The following is a 16,715-nucleotide window of genomic DNA, read 5'->3' as shown; positions in this document are numbered from 1 at the left end:
TTGAAGTGATCACGTCTGTCGAGCGCCGACGGCGCTGGTCTCAAGAGGATAAAGAGCGGCTCGTTGCAGCCTGTCTCGAGCACCCTCAGGCCGAGATCTTCGATAAGCTTGGTACGGCGCTTGGCGAACGTGTCGGGCGCGGCGTCATAGGGACGCGTCCAGGCGATCCGTACGCTGGTCATGCCGCCGGGAACGACGAAGACGTCGGCGCTTTCGCCTTTCGTCTCCAATGTGCCAGGATCCGGTTCTGCAGGCGGCGGACCCACGGCCTTCCAGTCGCCGAAGCGCTGGCGGATTTCGATTTCCATGGCGGCGGGGTCGATATCGCCAACCACTATCAGCGTCGCCCGCTCGGGCCGGTAGTTGGCCCAGTAATATTCACGGAGAAGCTCCACGGGGGCATTGCTGATGATGTCGGTTTTACCGATCGGGGCGCGCATGGTCACGCGCTTGCCGGCGAGCAGCGAATTCCTGATTTCGAGCGCCGCGCGGTACTGCGGCGTGTCACGCGACCCCTCTTCCGACAGGATGACGCCGCGTTCGCGATCGAAGGCGCTGGCATCGAGGGTCAGCTCGCTCGCCGTCTCGCGCATCAACATCAGGCCCGTCGAAACCGTGTCGGCATCGACCTTGGGCAGATTGAGTTCATAGACAGTCTCGTCATAAGAGGTATGGGCGTTGATGTCCGGCCCAAAGGCCAGGCCCTTGCGCTGCAGGATAGGGATCATCTCCCCGTCGGCGACATGTGTTGAACCCTTGAAGGCCATGTGCTCGAGAAAATGCGCCAGACCCTGTTGGTTGCCGTTTTCCTGGAGCGAGCCGGAGGCGATGTGCAAACGGATCGCTGCCTGTCCGGCCGGAGTGACATTACGCATAATTGCAAACCGCATGCCGTTGGCGAGCGTCCCGAAATGGACATCGGGGTCGGCTTGGAGATCGCTTTTGTGAAACATTTTTTATCCTGGCGTTGAGAATCAACGATGTGGTTGTTGAGGCCTAGCAAATGCATCGTCGGCTGCTTCTCTTGTGAAGAGCATATACGCGAGACTTACCCGCAGCTCAACGCGAGCATGAAAGTTTCTATCAAACTCATCATGGTCTTGCGGAATCCCATGATGATTTCATCACGAATGCGGCTTGCTAATTCCACGAGATTGCGAAATCCTAGTGCCGACCGGGTTTACTTACGAAGAGGTGAAAAATGGCGGCAAAATCAAGACCGACAGCGGCCGACGTCGCAAGGCGTGCGGACGTTGGCGTGGCAACGGTCGATAGGGTTCTCAACGGCAGAGCCCCTGTGAGAAAGGAAACGGCCGATCGCGTCAGAGAGGCGGCCGAAGCTATCGGCTATCATGCGGTGCCCCTCATAAGACACCGGACGAACGCAAGGAACGTAAGGAACGTCCGACTTGGCTTCGTACTTCAGAAAGGGACGGATCCATTCTATCAGAATGTCGCTACTGGCCTTAGAAAAGAGCTTTCATCCAGACTTGACGTTAAGGGAAAGCCCGACATCGTTTTCGTGGATGACATCAGCGCGGAGTCGCTGGGGAAGAAAATCCTGGAGGTCGGATCGAGGACGGACGCGGTCGCGTTCGTAGCGATCGACCATCAGCTTGTCGTGTTAGCCGTTGATGAACTCAATCTCCGAAAGAAGCCCGTCTTCACTTTACTGTCGGGAATTTCGGCGAGCGGGGTCACCGGGTATATCGGTTTAGATAGCCGCAAGGTCGGCCGCACCGGCGCTTTCATCATCTCCAAGATGGCCGGAGCGAAAGGCAAAATTGCCACACTCGTGGGAAGTCATGGATACCTGGGGCAAGATCTCAGTGAGATGGGGTTTCGATCCTATTTCCGTGAAATAGGAGAAGAGCCCCGGTTGCTTGAAACAATTGTCAATTTCGACGATCCAGAGGTGGCTCGTGAAGTCACAACGCGCCTCCTTGATAGCCACGCCGATCTCGCTGCCATATACGATGCGGGTGGCGGACAGGACGGGATTGTTCAGGCAATTCGAGCTCATAGTAGCGGCCAGCGGCCGGTCGTCGTTTGCAACGATCTTACTGACGCGACGCGACCCGCGCTGATTGACGGCGTTATCAGTTGTTTCCTCTGCTTACCAATCGAGGCATTTGCGCGTGCGGTCATTGACGAGATGGTTTCCTCAATCATAGGCATACGGGCGGCCGCGCCAAACCGGACCTTGCCATTTGACGTCATTTTTGCCGAGAACTTGCCTGCATAGTCGGCGGGTGGGCGTGTCGCAAAGTTTTCTGTTAACGCGGATTTGAGATTTGGATGGTGAAACGGCGCTCCGATTTGTTGGAGCGCGGTTTCATGATTCTGAATGCGATTGCCGAAAAACTTAAACGCCAGTCGAAGGACGATTTCAAAGGCCGGTATCGCGATCTCGAGGAAATGTTCAAGGAACGCGGCTTCGAGGTGGATCACAGCAGCGTCAATCGTTGGGTGTTGGCCTATGCGCCGATGATTGAGAAGCGGTTGCGCCAGTTCCGGAGACCGCATTGTGGTTCGATCCGGGTCGATGAAACATACGTGAAAATTCGGGGTCAATGGCGCTATCTGTACCGGGCTATCGATAAACACGGCAATCCGGTGGATTTCCTGCTCACCGCAAAGCGTGACCTCGACGCTGCCAAGCGTTTCTTTCGCAAGATGCTGAAGGATGAGCCTTTGCTTTCACCCGGCAAAATCGGCACAGATGGTGCCAATACCTTTCCTTCAACGATCAAAACCTCGGTCGAAGAGGGGCTGCTCCATCCTGATCCCGTGCATTATGTCACCAAGCACCTGCAGCAAGGCATTGAAAGCGACCATTTTCGGGTGAAAAAGAACATGCCGAAAATCGGTGGGTTTCGATCATTCAATTCAGCCCGGCGAACGATCGCAGGTTTCGAGGCGATACTGTGGTTGAGGAAGGGCTTAGGCTTTTCTGGCGGCTGGACCGTCAACGATCAGAATGATCTGCTTGCGCGCCTCTTCGGACTTCAAAAAGTTAACAAAGCATGAAAATGACGCCGTTCATGGGATAATTGCGAGCCGCAGAAATGTTTGCGACAGCCCCGGAATTACTGTCGGCAGACGACAGCGCGGCGGTTCAGCAGACCGCCGTGGATGTCTCGATTGTCGCCACTGACAGGGATGAAATCCCGTTCGTTCAGGAAATCAACACTCCCATGTCAATGCCGGTTTCAGCAAATGATGCTGAGGCGCATGCCAAGTTCCGGCGAGCCGACCTTTCGATATTTAAAGCGGAGCCGGACGCCTTTTTTGACTTCAGCTACCGCTCGGTTGTCGAGGAAATGCTTGCTGCCGTCGTGGGTGCCGAGGCGCCGGTCCGCGACGACGTCCTGGCGCAAAGGATTGCAAGGGCTCATGGCTGGTTGCGGACGGGAAATCGCATCCGCGAGAAGATTGAGCGTCACCTCGGTGCTTTTGACGTCACGGAAGACAGTGCGGGTCGATTCATCTGGCTGAAAGGTAGCGTAACGACGGTCGTGGATTATCGTCCCGCTGAGACAGAGAGCGACCGCCGTCCAGTGACAGACATCTCTCTGCCGGAATTGATTGGCTTTGTGCGTCAGTATCCTTTGGCCCTGGATGAGCCAGATCCGGCGCTCGTGTTTGCGCGATTGCTAGGCCTTGAACGTCTAGCGGCCAGTAGTCGTGCCCGTCTGAATGAAGCGATTGCTGCTGCAAAAGGTTTCCTCGAGAAGGAAGGCCACATTCATGCGAACCCCGGAAATTAAACCCTTCGTCCAACAAGGATGGTTCCGCACGGCGTTTGTCATTGCGGGCCTCGCTATATCTACGGCATCAGAAGCGGCCAACACGCCCTGTAGTGGAAGTAAGGGTGGGATCAATCGTTGCCAGGGAGAAACTTTCATCTGCAGAGATGGCTCCGTTAGTGCGAGCAAAAAGTCATGCACCGCCGCCATGGGAACAGCAGCACTCTTGGGTGCAGCCCCGGAAAATATGACGCCGACCCCATCCGGGGACTGCTCATGCAGGTCTGGGAAATTCTGTATCGGATCAAGAGGTGGGCATTATTGTCTGTCTGACAGTGGCAAGAAAAGCTACCTGAAAAAGCGAATACTAACTTGAGGGCGCGCCTTTAAAGGCTAAGATTTTCAATGACCTGTGGTAGCTGGGATCTACATGGTCGTGGGTTCGAATTCGTTCAAGGCGACCACGACGTTTGTTGCAGACGAACATTTTTATCGAAACAAGGGTCGTTTATCTTGATATCCGGCGGACAGACCATCACAGACACAGGGTGTCTTCCGAGCCGACCTGTCTTGGTCACGCGCTCGCCAGGCTCCGACCTGCAAGAACCATCAGGGTGCCACGCCGCAACTTCTTTATAAAGGACGCCAGGCAAACGGTTAACGCGTTCAGTGCTCTGTAGCGATCTGGCTCGCGCCAGATTATGGTGACACGATCACCCAGAGTTTGCGCACCGTTTCGATTGTTCGCCACGTTCCGGTGAAACCGGGACGCAGGATGAACGTATCGCCAGCAACCAGGTGGCGCGGTACCTTGTCGTCTTCGACAAGCTCGATGACGCCTGACAAGATGGTGCAATATTCCCAAGTCTCGCCCTTGATCGAGCGGGTCGCGCCGGGCGTCGCCTCCCAAATGCCGGAACGAATTCGACCGTTTCCCACATTGTCCTTTTCCCAGGTCTTGTAGGACGGGTTGCCCTCGACGAGGCGTTCGGGAAGGGCTTGGCTTTCCCGAGCGATACCGGGATTCTTCAGATCGAAGACGATCATGTTCGACATTTCATTGGTCTCCGATTGTATCACGAAAGCGCGTCCGCGATCGATTTTCCGCAGGCCTGCGTGCTGGCGGATCCGCCAAGATCGCGGGTGCGCAGCGCGGGTTGCTTCAGCACCGTCTCAACCGCCGTCATGATGCCGGCTGCGGCTTCCGTCTCGCCGAGATATTCGAGCATCATCGCTGCCGACCAGATCTGGCCAATCGGGTTGGCGACGTTTTTGCCGGCGATATCAGGCGCAGAGCCGTGCACAGGCTCGAACAGCGAAGGGTGCTCACCGCCAGGATTGATGTTGCCCGATGGGGCAATGCCAATCGTGCCGGTGCAGGCAGGGCCAAGGTCGGAAAGTATATCCCCGAACAGGTTGGAGCCGACAACGACGTCGAAAATCTGAGGCTTCAGCACGAAATTGGCGGTCAGAATATCGATGTGGAACTTGTTCCAGCCGACATCCGGATAGGCTTTCGCCATCGCTTCGACGCGCTCGTCCCAGTAGGGCATGGTAATTGCGATGCCGTTGGATTTAGTCGCCGAGCTCAGCAGCTTGCGCGGCCGCTTCTGCGCCAGCTCGAAAGCGAATTTCAGGATGCGATCGACGCCCTTACGGGTCATGATCGTTTCCTGCAGCACCATTTCGCGGTCTGTGCCCTCGAACATACGCCCGCCGACCGAGGAATATTCCCCTTCGGTATTCTCCCGCACCACCCAGAAGTCGATGTCGCCCGGCTTGCGGCCAGCGAGCGGGCAGGGCACGCCTTCCATAAGGCGCACGGGCCTAAGGTTGACATATTGGTCGTATTCACGACGTAACTGCAGCAATGAGCCCCAGAGGGAGATGTGGTCGGGTACGATGTCCGGCCAGCCGACGGCGCCGAAGAAGATCGCCGCGGGCCTGCCTATTTCTTCCTTCCAGTTTTCAGGCATCATGCGGCCATGCCGGGCGTAGTAGTCGCAATTGGCGAACTCATGCCATTTCTGCTTGAGCGTGAAGCCGTAGCGGCGGGTCGCCGCCTCCAGCACGCGGATACCTTCGGGCATCACTTCCTTGCCGATGCCGTCGCCGGCGATCACGGCAATATCGTAGGTTCTCTCGGCCAATGGTTTTCTCCCTCTCGGCAATCGCAGACTTATTGCGCGCGTGTTTTCAAGCCGCCCATATGGAAGGCCTTGGTTTCGAGATATTCCTCGATTCCGGTCGGACCGCCTTCGCGGCCAAGGCCGGATTGCTTGATGCCGCCGAACGGGGCGATCTCCATCGACACGCTGCCGGTATTGAGACCAACCATGCCGAACTCCAACGCCTCGCCCACGCGCCACGAACGGTGCAGGTTCTCGGTGAAGAAATAGGCGGCCAATCCGAATGGCGTGGCATTGGCGATGGCGATCGCTTCGGCCTCATCGTGAAACCGGAACAGCGGCGCCACCGGCCCGAATGTTTCCTCGCTGGCGAGGCGCATGGCGGTGGTGGCGCCTTTCAACACCATCGGCGCAACATAGCGGCTACCTTCAGGCAGGGTTTCTCGAGGGGTAATATTTTCGGCTCCGAGTGCCAGGGCATCGGCGACATGGGCGCGAATCTTGGCGACGGCGGCATCGTTGATCATCGGCCCGATATCGGTGCCAGTCGTGGTGCCCGGGCCGATTTGCATGGCGTTGACCCGCGCCGCCAGCCTTTCGGCGAAGGCATCATAAATGCCGTCCTGCACCAGCAGACGGTTGGCGCAGACGCAGGTCTGGCCGCCATTGCGGAATTTCGAGGCGATCGCCGCCTCGACAGCGACATCGAGATCGGCATCGTCGAACACGATAAAAGGGGCGTTGCCACCCAGTTCCAGGCTGAGGCGTTTGACGGTCGGCGCGCTTTGCGCCATCAGCATCGAACCAACGCCTGTGGAACCGGTGAAGGACACCTTTCGCACATCCGGGCTCGCCATCAGCGTGGCGCCGATCGCCTTGGGCAGGCCGGTGACGATGTTGATGACGCCGGCCGGAATGCCGGCTCGCTGCGCCAGCACGCCGAGCGCCAGGGCGGAATAGGGGGTAAATTCCGAAGGCTTGATGATGACGGTGCAGCCGGCCGCCAATGCCGGGCCGCATTTGCGGGTGATCATGGCATTGGGGAAATTCCAGGGGGTGATGATGGCGGCGACACCGACCGGCTCTTTGGTCAGCAGAATACGGCGATCGGCCGACGGAGCTGGCAATGTCATACCGTAGGTGCGGCGCGCTTCCTCGGCGAACCATTTGATAAAGGACGCACCGTAGAGAACCTCGCCACGCGCTTCAGCCAGCGGCTTGCCCTGCTCCGCCGTCATGATTGCCGCCAAATCGTCGGCATGTTCCAGCATCAAAGCGTGCCAGCGTTCCAGAAGGCGGGACCGTTCGGTAGGCGTGGTCTGACGCCATGTCCGCAGGGACTCCGCCGCAGCGGCGATGGCGGCCTGTGTGTCGGTGGCATCGCAATCGGGAATCTGGCCGATGACGTCTCCGCTGGCAGGATTATCGACGGCGACGGTGGCGCCGGACCCTGCCGATAGCCATGCGCCACCGATCAGCGCCTTTTCGACGAACAGGGTGGGATCTTTCAAATTCAGCATATCGTCTTCCTCAATGGTCCAGTCTTCCGTCGACCAAGCGGATGCCGTTTTGCACGCTGCCTCGTCTCTCGGCTGCTCATGTTAAGAAATCGCTTCATTGTCGGCGTAGCCGACAACACCCTTGATTTCGGTGAATTCGTGCAGGCCGAACTTGCCGTATTCGCGGCCGTTGCCCGATTGCTTGTAGCCGCCGAAAGGCGCGGCACCATCCCAAGCGGAGTTGTTGATCCGCACGATGCCGGCGCGCAACTTGCGCGACAGGGCGCGCGCCTCGGCGAGATCGCCTTGGATGTAGGCGGCGAGCCCATAGGGTGTGTCGTTTGCGATGGCAATGGCGTCGTCCTCGCTCTCGTAGCCGAGAATGGCCAGTACAGGCCCGAAGATTTCTTCGCGCGCGATGGTCATGTCGCTGGTGACGCGCGCAAACACGGTCGGGCGGACGTAATAGCCGGCATTCAGATGAGCCGGACGACCCGGGCCGCCGGCAACGAGTTCGGCGCCTTCCACGATTCCCTTGCCGATCAATTCCTGTATCTTTTCGAATTGCGGCTGGTTGACCACCGGGCCGATATCGGTAGCGGGATCGGCAGGCGCGCCGACGGTGATGGCATCGGCAGTCCTGCGGGCGATGCCAATGGCCTCGTCCATCCGTTCCATCGGCACCAGCAAACGGGTAGGGGCATTGCAGGACTGGCCGGAATTGTCGACGCATCGACGCACGCCGGCACTGACGGCAGTCTCCATATCGGCGCTACGGAGCACGATATTGGGGGATTTACCGCCGAGTTCCTGGTGCACCCGCTTGACGGTAGGCGCTGCGGCTTGCGCCACGGAGATCCCGGCCCGGGTGGAGCCGGTGAACGAGACCATGTCAATGTCCGGATGGCTTGCAAGGACAGTGCCGACGGTCGGCCCGTCGCCGTTGACGAGGTTGAAGACGCCCTTGGGGACGCCTGCCTCATGCAGGATCTCTGCGAAGAGAATGGCGTTTAGCGGCGCGATTTCCGACGGTTTCAGCACCATGGTGCAACCGGTGGCAAGGGCGGGGGCAACCTTGCAGGCGATCTGGTTGATCGGCCAGTTCCAGGGCGTGATCATGCCGACGACGCCGACGGGTTCGTGAACGATCTGTGTCGTGCCTTGCATATAGTCGAATTCGAACGCCTCCATCGCCTTGATCGTTTCGGCGAAATGCGAAAGTCCTATGCCGGCCTGTTGGCTGCGGGCCATGCAAACAGGCGCGCCCATTTCCTTTGAGATGATATCGCCGATCTCGTCGTTGCGGCGTTTGAGAATGACGAGGATGCGATTGAGCAGTTCAAGGCGCTCGGTTTTCGAGGTTTCGGAGAAAGAGGCAAAGGCTGATCTGGCGGCGGCAACCGCCCTCTCCGCATCGGCGACGGTTCCCATGGCAATTGTTGCAAAAGGCTGTTCGGTGGCCGGATCGATGACATCCAGCGTCCGTCGGCCGATCGGCTCGACCCATTCGCCATTGATGTAGAATTTCTGTGCATTGTTCATTGCTGTCTCCATCGCCGCTTACTGCCCGTTGCGGATGAAATCGGCGATCCGCTCGGCGATCATGATTGTCGGTATGTTGGTATTGGCGCAGGGAATGGACGGCATCAGCGATGCGTCGCAGACCCGTAGTCCCTCGACGCCATAGACCCGGCCGGACGGCGAGGTGACGGCCATCGGATCGGCGGGTGCGCCCATGCGGCACGTGCCGGAGGGATGCCACGTGCCGCCGACATGCCGACGAACGAATTCGGTCAACGCCGCATCGTCAGCAAGCAGATCATCGAGAGTGGTTCCGAGCGTGACGGCGGAGTGGACCAGTGCGGCGCGCAGCGGCCCAGCAAGATCGAGCATGGCCGACAGCACACCGCGCTGCAACGCATTCCAGGCGCCGGGGACGGCGACTTTTGCAACGCGGGGGGAGTAGCTGGAAGGAAACACCACGCCCCGATAGGAGTTCATATGCGGGTCGCGCAGGGTTTGCGCGCCCATGCGCAGGGCCATCTTCAGCCGTTCCAGATCCCGCACGTCGCTCAGCATCCGGAAATCCACTTCGGGCTCGACAAGCGGGTCAGCGGAGGCAAGTTTGAGGAACCCACGCGAGTAGGACTTGTTGACCCAAAAGAACAAGCTGCCCATCCGCAGACCGACCGAATGCCAGCCGGAGCGCGACAGGATGGCAGCGTGCATGTCGCCCTGGGGTGTGCCCGGCAGGTCCGACGAAAAGCGCCAGATTGCCTGTTCATGGTGTTCTGCCCGGTCGCGCACCCGCATGGATGGCGGCAGGTAAGCGGCGACCGCTATAGAAGGGTGCTCCATCAGGTTGCGGCCGATGCCGGAACGCGAAGAAATGACAGGAATGCCGAGTGCCGCCAGATCGGCGCCGGGGCCGATGCCGGAGCGCAGCAGCAAAGCCGGCGAATGGATAGCGCCCGATGCGACGATGACCTCCTGCGCCATGATCGTTTGGGACACGGTGCCGGCGATCTCGGCTCCAATCGCCGTCACGCCGTCGAAGAGAATGCGGGTCGCCGTACTATCGGTGATAACGCGAAGATTTGGACGGCGGCGGACGTCCGGCGTCAGGTAGGCTATCGAGGTCGGCAGGCGTTCGCCGGCATCACTGACGGCAACCGCGCCGCGAAAAGTGCCGTCCTGCCAGGGGCCGTTCTGATCGGGACGGATCGGGTGACCGCGCGCCTCCAACGTCTGCATGACGCGATCGACAAACGGCGATATCTTCTCGCCTGTGATCCGCCGTATCGTCAGCGGCCCGTCGGTTCCGTGAAGCGGACCGCTGAAATCGCGGTCGGTCTCGATCTTGCGGAAATAGGGCAGGCAATCTTCCCAGCTCCAGCCGTCGGCGCCTAACGCTTGCCATTCGGCATAGTCGGAGGGCGCGCCGCGATTGGCCATCAGCGCGTTGATGGCCGAGCCACCGCCGAGGATTTTTGCCTGCTCGTAGCGGCGGGCTGTCCGGGGCGCGCTGTTCGATCCTGAATAGCCCATTAGCGAGGTCAGGGAAGCCCAGATGTTACGTGTGTCGAGATAGGCGCGGCCGGGATAGCGGCTGCGCACCGCGTCGGGAATGTCGCCGGCGGCGATGTTGCGGCCGGCCTCGACCAGCACAACAGTCCGGTTCTGATCTTCCGACAGCCGCGCCGCCAGCACGCAGCCTGCAGAGCCGCCGCCGAGGATCAGATGATCGGCGATCATGCCACCTTGCCTTGCTTGCGATCGGCGCTGCGAGCGTTGAGCGCCACCAGCATCACCAGAATGAAGGAAGTCGCCGTCAGCAGCGAACTGATTGCGGCGATCGTGGGATCGATCTCGTCGCGCAGTGCAGTGAACATGCGCTTGGTAAGGGTCTGGTATTCGCCGCCAGAAATGAACAGCGATACGACGGTTTCGTCGATGGCCGAGATGAAGGCAAACAGCATGCCGGAAATCACGCTCGGGCGGATCTGCGGCAGGGTGACCACGAAGAAGGTGCGCAGCCGGTTCATGCCAAGGCTGCGTGACACCATCTCTTGCGTCGCATCGAACTTCCTTAGGCCTACCAGAACGGAGATAACCACATAGGGAAGGCCAAGCATCATGTTGGCGAGAATCAGCCCGGTCATGCTGGCGAGGAGACCGACCTGGGCATAGACGAGGAAGACGCCGACGGCGGTGATGACGATCGGCACGACCAGCGGCAGCAGCAACAGCATCTGCAGGCTGCGCACCAGCCGGGAGGATGTCATGTTCAGCGCATAGGCCGCCGCCGTGCCGAGAACAGTTGCCAGGATCGCACTCGAAACCGAAACGATCAGGCTGACCCGCGTGGCCTGCATCCACGCGGCGTTGCCGAGATAGGCCTCATACCAGCGCAGCGACCAGGATGGCGGCGGAAATGTCAGGAAGCGGGCGCTCGAAAACGACATCGGCACGATAATGATGATCGGGATGATCAGCCACGCGAGAACGAGAGCGACGAAGCCGTAAAGAAGAAGGTTGGATGTGCGCATATGTCACCTCGTTCCCATGATGCGTTCAAACGGAATAAGCAAGCTTGCCAGTCGGAAGATCAGGAAGACGCAGAGCATCAGCACTACGCTGATCGATGATGCCGCACCCCATTCGTTGTAAACCTGGATATTGCGGGACACGAGCATCGAAACCATGTAGGTCCGCCCGCCGCCCAGTAGTTCTGGCGTGATGTAGAAGCCGAGGGTGAGCACGAAGACCAGCACCATTCCTGCGATCATTCCTGGCAGCGACAACGGGAGAAAGATGCGGGTAAAGACATGACTTGGCGAGCCGCCAAGGCTGGCGCCGGCCATGGTCAGTTCGGGTGGAATCTTCTTCATCGTGGCGTAGAGCGGCAACACCATGAATGGCAGTAGGATATGGATCGTCGCCATGACCGTACCGAACTCGTTGTTGATGAGCAGCAATGGCGTATCGATCAGGCCGGCATTTTTAAGGGCGGAATTAACGATGCCGGTTCTCTGCAACAAAATGAGCCAGGCATAGGCCCGGACAAGGACGCTGGTCCAGAAGGGCAGCAGCACCATTGCCAGAACAAGCACGCTCCAGCGTTGGGGCAGAGCCGCCGCCGCATAGGCGACGGGATAGCCGAGCAGTAGCGTCACCAGGGTCACGACGACTGCGATGCGGAAGGTCTGCAGGAATGTCATCCAGTAGACGGAATCGGTCAGGAACCTTTGGTAGTTGATGACCGTAAACCCGCCATCCTGCCAGATCGATTGCCAGGCGAGCCAGACAAGCGGCACGATCAGCAATGAGACGATGACGAGGAGCGCCGGCGCCAGAAGCAACAGCATCAGCCTCTGCTCCCTGCGATCATGCTGCATCGATGGATTGCTTGTCGATGTGGTCATCAATGACGCTCCTCAATTCACTGGCCTCGGTTGGCCGGTGGTTACTGCTGGATGAAGGACGCCCAGCGCTTCTGTGCTTCCTCGCCAGCTGGCGAGCTCCACCATTCGTCCGACACCAGCACCTGCTTGGCGGCGTTTTCGGGCGAGCTTGGCATTTCTGCTGCGCGTTCCGCCGAGATCTTGCCGGTCTTATAGGCTTCGGGGTTGCCCGGACCGTAATCGATATAGGCAGGGAAGTTTGCCTGGATCTCCGGTGTCATGGCCGCATTGACGAACTTGACCGCCGTTTCGAGATTGGGCGCGCCCTTGAGGATACAGAGCGAGGTATATTGCAGGAAGCCCTGGTTGAAGGTGTAGCTGATCGGAGCGCCTTCCTTGGCGACGGCGGTCACACGACCGTTCCAGGCCATTTCCATATCGACCTCGCCATCGGCGAGAAGCTGCGCCGACTGGGCGCCCGACGTCCACCAGACGGTAACGTAGGGCTTGATTTCTTCGAGCTTCTTGAAGGCGCGGTCGACATCCAGCGGATAGAGCTTGTCGGCCGGGACGCCGTCGGCGAGAAGCGCTGCCTCAAGCGTTGCCAGCGGGTGGTTGCGCAAGGCGCGTGTACCCGGAAACTTCTTGACGTCCCAGAAATCCGCCCAGGTCTGGGGCGGCTTTTCGCCGAACTTGTCCTTGTTATAGGCAAGCACGCTGGAATAGAACTCATAGGCAACGGAATAGGCACTCTTATACTCGGCGGGCATTTTCTCGGCATTGGGGATCTTGGAGAAATCAAGAGGCTCGATCATACCCTGCTGGCCGCCGCGAATGCAGTCTTGCGTCGGCGTATCGATGACATCCCAGATTGGTTTTCCCGTCGCGGTCTGGGTCTTGATGACAGGCCAGGCGTCGGGCGCGCTGTCCTGATTGACGGTGATGCCGAGCAGTTTGGCGACCGGATCGAGAATGGCCTTGGTCTGGGCCTCCTGGTAGGCGCCACCCTGCGAAACGAAAGTTATCTGTTCAGCCGACGCGAGACCGGCAGAAAGAGCGAAGGCTGAAGCAGAAAGCACGAGCGTGGAAAATTTCAGTATCATGTCCGTTCTCCTCTTGTGGCGGGGCTTCGAACCCCGTTTTGATGGTTGAATGTCGGGTCTTAGCGCCCAATTGCATCGAGGAACTGGTACCAGCCGGCGACAAGCCGGACGGCGGGTTCCCGGATGGGATAGAAAGGAACGGGTTTGAGCCGTTTTGAAGTCAGAAGCCCTAGATCGGGACTTTCACCAGTGACGATAGCCGCGACGTGCTTTCCCATGGTTGAGGCCAGTGCCACGCCGGTGCCATTGTAACCAACCGCGTAGACGATGCGGTCATCCAGTCGTCCGGCATGCGGTATGCTGTCCATCGTCATAGCGACGAGGCCGGACCAGCGATGCGTGACGGCAACGCCCGCAAGCTCGGGAAACTGGCGCACCATCGCCCGATGCAAGGCCGCAAAGGCGCTCTCCGAATCGTTCTTGCCGAAGGCTCCGCGACCGCCGTAGAGCAGGCGGTCGCCTGCCTTGCGGAACCAGCGCATCATCCGACGGGTTTCGGTGTAGCTGCGGCCGTACGCCAGCAGCTTTCTGCCCGACAGCCCCGAAAGCGGCGCTGTGGCGATCATTGCCGAGCGGAACGGGATGATGGCCTTGCGTACCGCTGAGGTGGCGGGGGTCAGGTCCGAATATGAATTGGTGGCAATCACCACCTGCCGGGCCGTGACTGTGCCTCCCGCTGTCTCTAGGACTACGCCGGATCCTTCGCGGCGAAGACCCGTCACCGGGGTGTTTTCGAAGATATCGAGGCCAGACTTTTTTAGTCCGGCAGCGATGCCGAACACGAAATTGAGCGGATGGATGATGCCGCCATGGGTGTTGAGCATGCCGCCCAGGAAATCTCGCGAGCCGGTCTCCGCCTCCATTTCAGCCGCCGACAAAATGGAGCAGGCGCGATCACCGAGCGCCTGATGCAGCCATTCGAATTCCTTCTTCAGCGAAGTGAGCGATACTGCATTGTGCGCGCAGCGTAACGACCCGGTCGGCTGATAATCGGCCGCGGCAATGCCGTAATCCTCGACAAGCTCGCCGACATGATCGATGGCCTCTATGCCGAGATCATGCATACGTCGGGCCGTGTCGATGCCGTAACGTGCGGCAATCTCGGAAAAGGCAAGCCGGAACTTGCCCGAGACCACGCCGCCGTTGCGTCCGCTTGCGCCCCAGCCGATGCGGCTTGCTTCAAGTACAACGGCCGACAGGCCGCGGCGAGCAAGGTAGCGTGCCGTCGACAACCCAGTGTAACCGCCGCCGATAATGGCAACGTCGTAGTGACGACCGCCCGACAGCGCATCGAAGACCGGGCGGTCGGCAGCTGTCTCCTGCCAGAGCGAGGCAATGTCAGGAAAGGGAGGATGGGCGGTCATCATTTCTGGGTTCCGTGATCAGGCTGCGCTTGCGTTCTGGATGCCTGCGGCCAATTCGGCATCGACCGCGTCAGCAAGCTCCTTTAGCGAAGAAAAATGGAAATCCGGCTTGGTCAGCACCTTGGGTTCTGGCGTGCCGCCAAAGCCCTGTTGGCCTTGGCGCCGTTCGATCCAGCAAGTCGTGTAGCCCAGTTCTTTTGCAACGCCGATATCGTGATGCTGGCTCTGGGCAACATGCAGGATTTCCGACTGTTTGTAGCCGCAGGCCGATTGGCGGCCCTTGTTGAAAGCGAAGAACTGCGGGTTGGGTTTAGCGCATCCGGCCTCATCGCAGGTAACGCTGTCATGGAAGGGATTACCAAGCGTCGCCGAATAGGCCGAGAAGGCAGTACGGTCTGCATTGGTCATCGCAACCAGCCGGAAGTTCTTGCGCAGACGGGCCAGGGCCTCGACCGAGTCGGAAAACGCCGGCCAGCGCAAAACGGCGAGTTGGAAGGCCTCAGCCGTCGCATCGTCCCGCGTCAGGTCGAGTTCTGTTGCCAGCGACAGGTAAACATCCTTCATGGCGAAGGAGGAACGACCGTAGAACTTGTCGCGGCCGCGCTTGTAAGGTTCGAAGATAGCATCGTCAGAAGCGCTGGCGGCCTTTTCGCCGCCCAGTGCCCGAACGGCATTCAGCACGCCCGTTTCGAAATCGATCAAAGTACCGACGACATCGAAGGTCATGACCTTGAAGTGGGTGAGGTTCATAGTCTTCTTTCCTTGTTGACTGTAAGGTTGGAACGGCAAGTTTTAGGATGCTTCCGGCACCACGATCGTGTCTTCGGGATGCAACGCCACGGTTATGGCTTCGCCGGGCTTTTTAAGTTGCAATCGGCCGGCATGGTTGCTGGCAAGCCTGAGGCTGAGGTCGTCACCGGACGAGAGCTTCAGAAAAACCCGGATGCTTTCTCCCTGATAGAGTGTCTCAGTCACGGTTCCGGTAAGTCGATTGACGCCGGCCACTTCGCTGCCATCGGCGACGACGAGCTTTTCGGAGTGGACCGCAAGATGCAGACGGGTGTTCTGGGGGACGGCGTGCGACGTGCGCAGGACGATATCGCCGAGCCGCACGGTGTCGTCGCTGGCGCGCTCGACCGACAACAGTGTTGCTTCGCCGATGAAACGGGCAACAAAGGAATCGGCGGGGTGGTCGTGAAGTTGCTCCGGCGTATCGACTTGGACAAAGCGGCCTTTGTTCATTATGGCGACGCGGTCGCTCATCGTCAAAGCCTCTCGCTGGTCGTGGGTGACGTAGATGATGGTCGCGCCAAGCTTCCGGTGAAGCCGCTTGAGTTCGATCTGCATGGACTCGCGTAATTGCTTGTCGAGCGCTGACAGCGGCTCGTCCATCAGGATCAGTCCCGGCTCGAAGATCATAGCCCGGGCAAGGGCAACCCGCTGGCGCTGCCCCCCGGAAAGCTCGTGGATACGGCGCTGCTCGTATCCGGCCAACTCGACCATGTCGAGGGCTTCGCGTAGCATTTCGGGCCAGCTCGATTTCGGTAGGCGGCGCGCCCGCAGCGGAAATGTGATGTTCTCGGCGACGCTCATATGCGGGAAGAGCGCGTAGTTCTGAAAGACGATTCCGATATCGCGTTTGTGTGGCGGCTCGAATGTAATATCCCGTTCGCCGAGCCAGATGGAGCCCGACGTCGGTTGGACGAAGCCGCCGAGGATTCCCAAGAAGGTTGTCTTGCCCGAACCCGATGGCCCTAGAATGGAGACGAATTCTCCCGCCGCGACTTCCAAGCTAACATCGTCCAGGGCCTGAAAAGCCCCATAGCTCTTGTGTGCCGAGCGGATAGAAACGCCCACGCGTTCTGATTTTTTCAAAACAACCATCTGATCCCACTGCAAAATTAATGCGCGCAAAGGTTCGGATGACCGGCGCCGCATTTCCTGTTGAGCAGAAACCTGAACATATC

15 protein-coding genes are annotated in these 16,715 nt (G+C 59.3%); 3 read left to right on the top strand and 12 right to left on the bottom strand.

Annotated elements, in window-relative coordinates; genetic code table 11:
* On the bottom strand, positions 1-953 hold a 953-nt coding region (locus tag A6U98_RS23930), incomplete at its 3' end, for a pitrilysin family protein (protein WP_245304566.1).
* Positions 954-1,201: 248 nt separating this feature from the next.
* Here A6U98_RS23930 and A6U98_RS23925 point away from each other — a divergent pair.
* The 3 genes from A6U98_RS23925 to A6U98_RS23915 all read left to right on the top strand — a co-directional run bounded on the left by A6U98_RS23925 (position 1,202) and on the right by A6U98_RS23915 (position 3,770).
* Positions 1,202-2,245 (top strand): LacI family DNA-binding transcriptional regulator, encoded by a 1,044-nt coding sequence (locus A6U98_RS23925; protein ID WP_064653363.1) that lies wholly within the window; start codon positions 1,202-1,204, stop codon positions 2,243-2,245.
* A 92-nt stretch (positions 2,246-2,337) separates the two neighbouring features.
* Positions 2,338-3,030 carry an IS6 family transposase gene (locus tag A6U98_RS23920; RefSeq protein WP_064653371.1) on the top strand — a complete coding sequence of 231 codons (693 nt, stop codon included), beginning with the start codon at positions 2,338-2,340 and terminating at the stop codon, positions 3,028-3,030.
* Positions 3,031-3,068: 38 nt separating this feature from the next.
* A complete protein-coding gene (locus A6U98_RS23915) occupies positions 3,069-3,770 on the top strand; it encodes a DUF3320 domain-containing protein (RefSeq protein WP_064653361.1) in 702 nt (233 codons plus the stop codon).
* A gap of 678 nt (positions 3,771-4,448) precedes the next feature.
* On the opposite strand, the gene A6U98_RS23910 is transcribed toward A6U98_RS23915, so the two are convergent.
* The 11 genes from A6U98_RS23910 to A6U98_RS23860 all read right to left on the bottom strand — a co-directional run bounded on the left by A6U98_RS23910 (position 4,449) and on the right by A6U98_RS23860 (position 16,632).
* A complete protein-coding gene (locus A6U98_RS23910; protein WP_064653359.1) occupies positions 4,449-4,805 on the bottom strand; it encodes a cupin domain-containing protein in 357 nt (118 codons plus the stop codon).
* 20 nt (positions 4,806-4,825) lie between these two features.
* Positions 4,826-5,899: a tartrate dehydrogenase gene (locus tag A6U98_RS23905; protein ID WP_082933981.1), complete on the bottom strand. Its 1,074-nt coding sequence runs from the start codon at positions 5,897-5,899 to the stop codon at positions 4,826-4,828.
* A gap of 29 nt (positions 5,900-5,928) precedes the next feature.
* Positions 5,929-7,398 (bottom strand): NAD-dependent succinate-semialdehyde dehydrogenase, encoded by a 1,470-nt coding sequence (locus A6U98_RS23900; RefSeq protein ID WP_064653357.1) that lies wholly within the window; start codon positions 7,396-7,398, stop codon positions 5,929-5,931.
* 81 nt (positions 7,399-7,479) lie between these two features.
* Complete coding sequence (locus tag A6U98_RS23895) at positions 7,480-8,919, bottom strand: aldehyde dehydrogenase family protein (RefSeq protein WP_064653355.1); 1,440 nt, start codon at positions 8,917-8,919, stop codon at positions 7,480-7,482.
* Between the two features lie 18 nt (positions 8,920-8,937).
* On the bottom strand, positions 8,938-10,632 hold the full coding sequence (locus A6U98_RS23890; RefSeq protein WP_027686906.1) for a GMC family oxidoreductase N-terminal domain-containing protein: 1,695 nt from the start codon (positions 10,630-10,632) through the stop codon (positions 8,938-8,940).
* A complete protein-coding gene (locus tag A6U98_RS23885) occupies positions 10,629-11,426 on the bottom strand; it encodes an ABC transporter permease (protein WP_064653354.1) in 798 nt (265 codons plus the stop codon). The genes A6U98_RS23890 and A6U98_RS23885 overlap by 4 nt, the downstream gene beginning before the upstream one ends.
* Before the next feature lie 3 nt (positions 11,427-11,429).
* The gene (locus A6U98_RS23880) at positions 11,430-12,302 is read right to left on the bottom strand and encodes an ABC transporter permease (protein WP_064653352.1); all 873 of its coding nucleotides are present in this window, start codon (positions 12,300-12,302) and stop codon (positions 11,430-11,432) included.
* Between the two features lie 41 nt (positions 12,303-12,343).
* Positions 12,344-13,384 carry an ABC transporter substrate-binding protein gene (locus tag A6U98_RS23875; protein ID WP_027686903.1) on the bottom strand — a complete coding sequence of 347 codons (1,041 nt, stop codon included), beginning with the start codon at positions 13,382-13,384 and terminating at the stop codon, positions 12,344-12,346.
* 59 nt (positions 13,385-13,443) lie between these two features.
* On the bottom strand, positions 13,444-14,751 hold the full coding sequence (locus tag A6U98_RS23870; protein ID WP_064653350.1) for an FAD-binding oxidoreductase: 1,308 nt from the start codon (positions 14,749-14,751) through the stop codon (positions 13,444-13,446).
* Positions 14,752-14,766: 15 nt separating this feature from the next.
* Entirely contained in the window at positions 14,767-15,498 is a 732-nt protein-coding gene (locus A6U98_RS23865; protein WP_003562139.1) for an HAD-IA family hydrolase, read from the bottom strand.
* 42 nt (positions 15,499-15,540) lie between these two features.
* Positions 15,541-16,632 carry an ABC transporter ATP-binding protein gene (locus A6U98_RS23860; protein ID WP_064653348.1) on the bottom strand — a complete coding sequence of 364 codons (1,092 nt, stop codon included), beginning with the start codon at positions 16,630-16,632 and terminating at the stop codon, positions 15,541-15,543.
* Positions 16,633-16,715 lie beyond the last annotated feature (83 nt).

This window comes from Rhizobium sp. WYCCWR10014 (assembly GCF_001657485.1).
Taxonomy (GTDB): domain Bacteria; phylum Pseudomonadota; class Alphaproteobacteria; order Rhizobiales; family Rhizobiaceae; genus Rhizobium.
This window is presented reverse-complemented; position numbering and strand designations above follow the sequence as displayed.

Excerpts from the sequence above, each read along its gene's own strand:
- A6U98_RS23925 (WP_064653363.1), top strand. The coding sequence starts at position 1,202 with ATGGCGGCAAAATCAAGACCGACAGCGGCCGACGTCGCAAGGCGTGCG.
- A6U98_RS23915 (WP_064653361.1), top strand. The coding sequence starts at position 3,069 with ATGTTTGCGACAGCCCCGGAATTACTGTCGGCAGACGACAGCGCGGCG.
- A6U98_RS23885 (WP_064653354.1), bottom strand. The coding sequence starts at position 11,426 with ATGCGCACATCCAACCTTCTTCTTTACGGCTTCGTCGCTCTCGTTCTC.
- A6U98_RS23880 (WP_064653352.1), bottom strand. The coding sequence starts at position 12,302 with ATGACCACATCGACAAGCAATCCATCGATGCAGCATGATCGCAGGGAG.
- A6U98_RS23890 (WP_027686906.1), bottom strand. The coding sequence starts at position 10,632 with ATGATCGCCGATCATCTGATCCTCGGCGGCGGCTCTGCAGGCTGCGTG.
- A6U98_RS23860 (WP_064653348.1), bottom strand. The coding sequence starts at position 16,632 with ATGGTTGTTTTGAAAAAATCAGAACGCGTGGGCGTTTCTATCCGCTCG.
- A6U98_RS23895 (WP_064653355.1), bottom strand. The coding sequence starts at position 8,919 with ATGAACAATGCACAGAAATTCTACATCAATGGCGAATGGGTCGAGCCG.
- A6U98_RS23865 (WP_003562139.1), bottom strand. The coding sequence starts at position 15,498 with ATGAACCTCACCCACTTCAAGGTCATGACCTTCGATGTCGTCGGTACT.
- A6U98_RS23910 (WP_064653359.1), bottom strand. The coding sequence starts at position 4,805 with ATGTCGAACATGATCGTCTTCGATCTGAAGAATCCCGGTATCGCTCGG.
- A6U98_RS23870 (WP_064653350.1), bottom strand. The coding sequence starts at position 14,751 with ATGATGACCGCCCATCCTCCCTTTCCTGACATTGCCTCGCTCTGGCAG.
- A6U98_RS23920 (WP_064653371.1), top strand. The coding sequence starts at position 2,338 with ATGATTCTGAATGCGATTGCCGAAAAACTTAAACGCCAGTCGAAGGAC.
- A6U98_RS23900 (WP_064653357.1), bottom strand. The coding sequence starts at position 7,398 with ATGCTGAATTTGAAAGATCCCACCCTGTTCGTCGAAAAGGCGCTGATC.
- A6U98_RS23875 (WP_027686903.1), bottom strand. The coding sequence starts at position 13,384 with ATGATACTGAAATTTTCCACGCTCGTGCTTTCTGCTTCAGCCTTCGCT.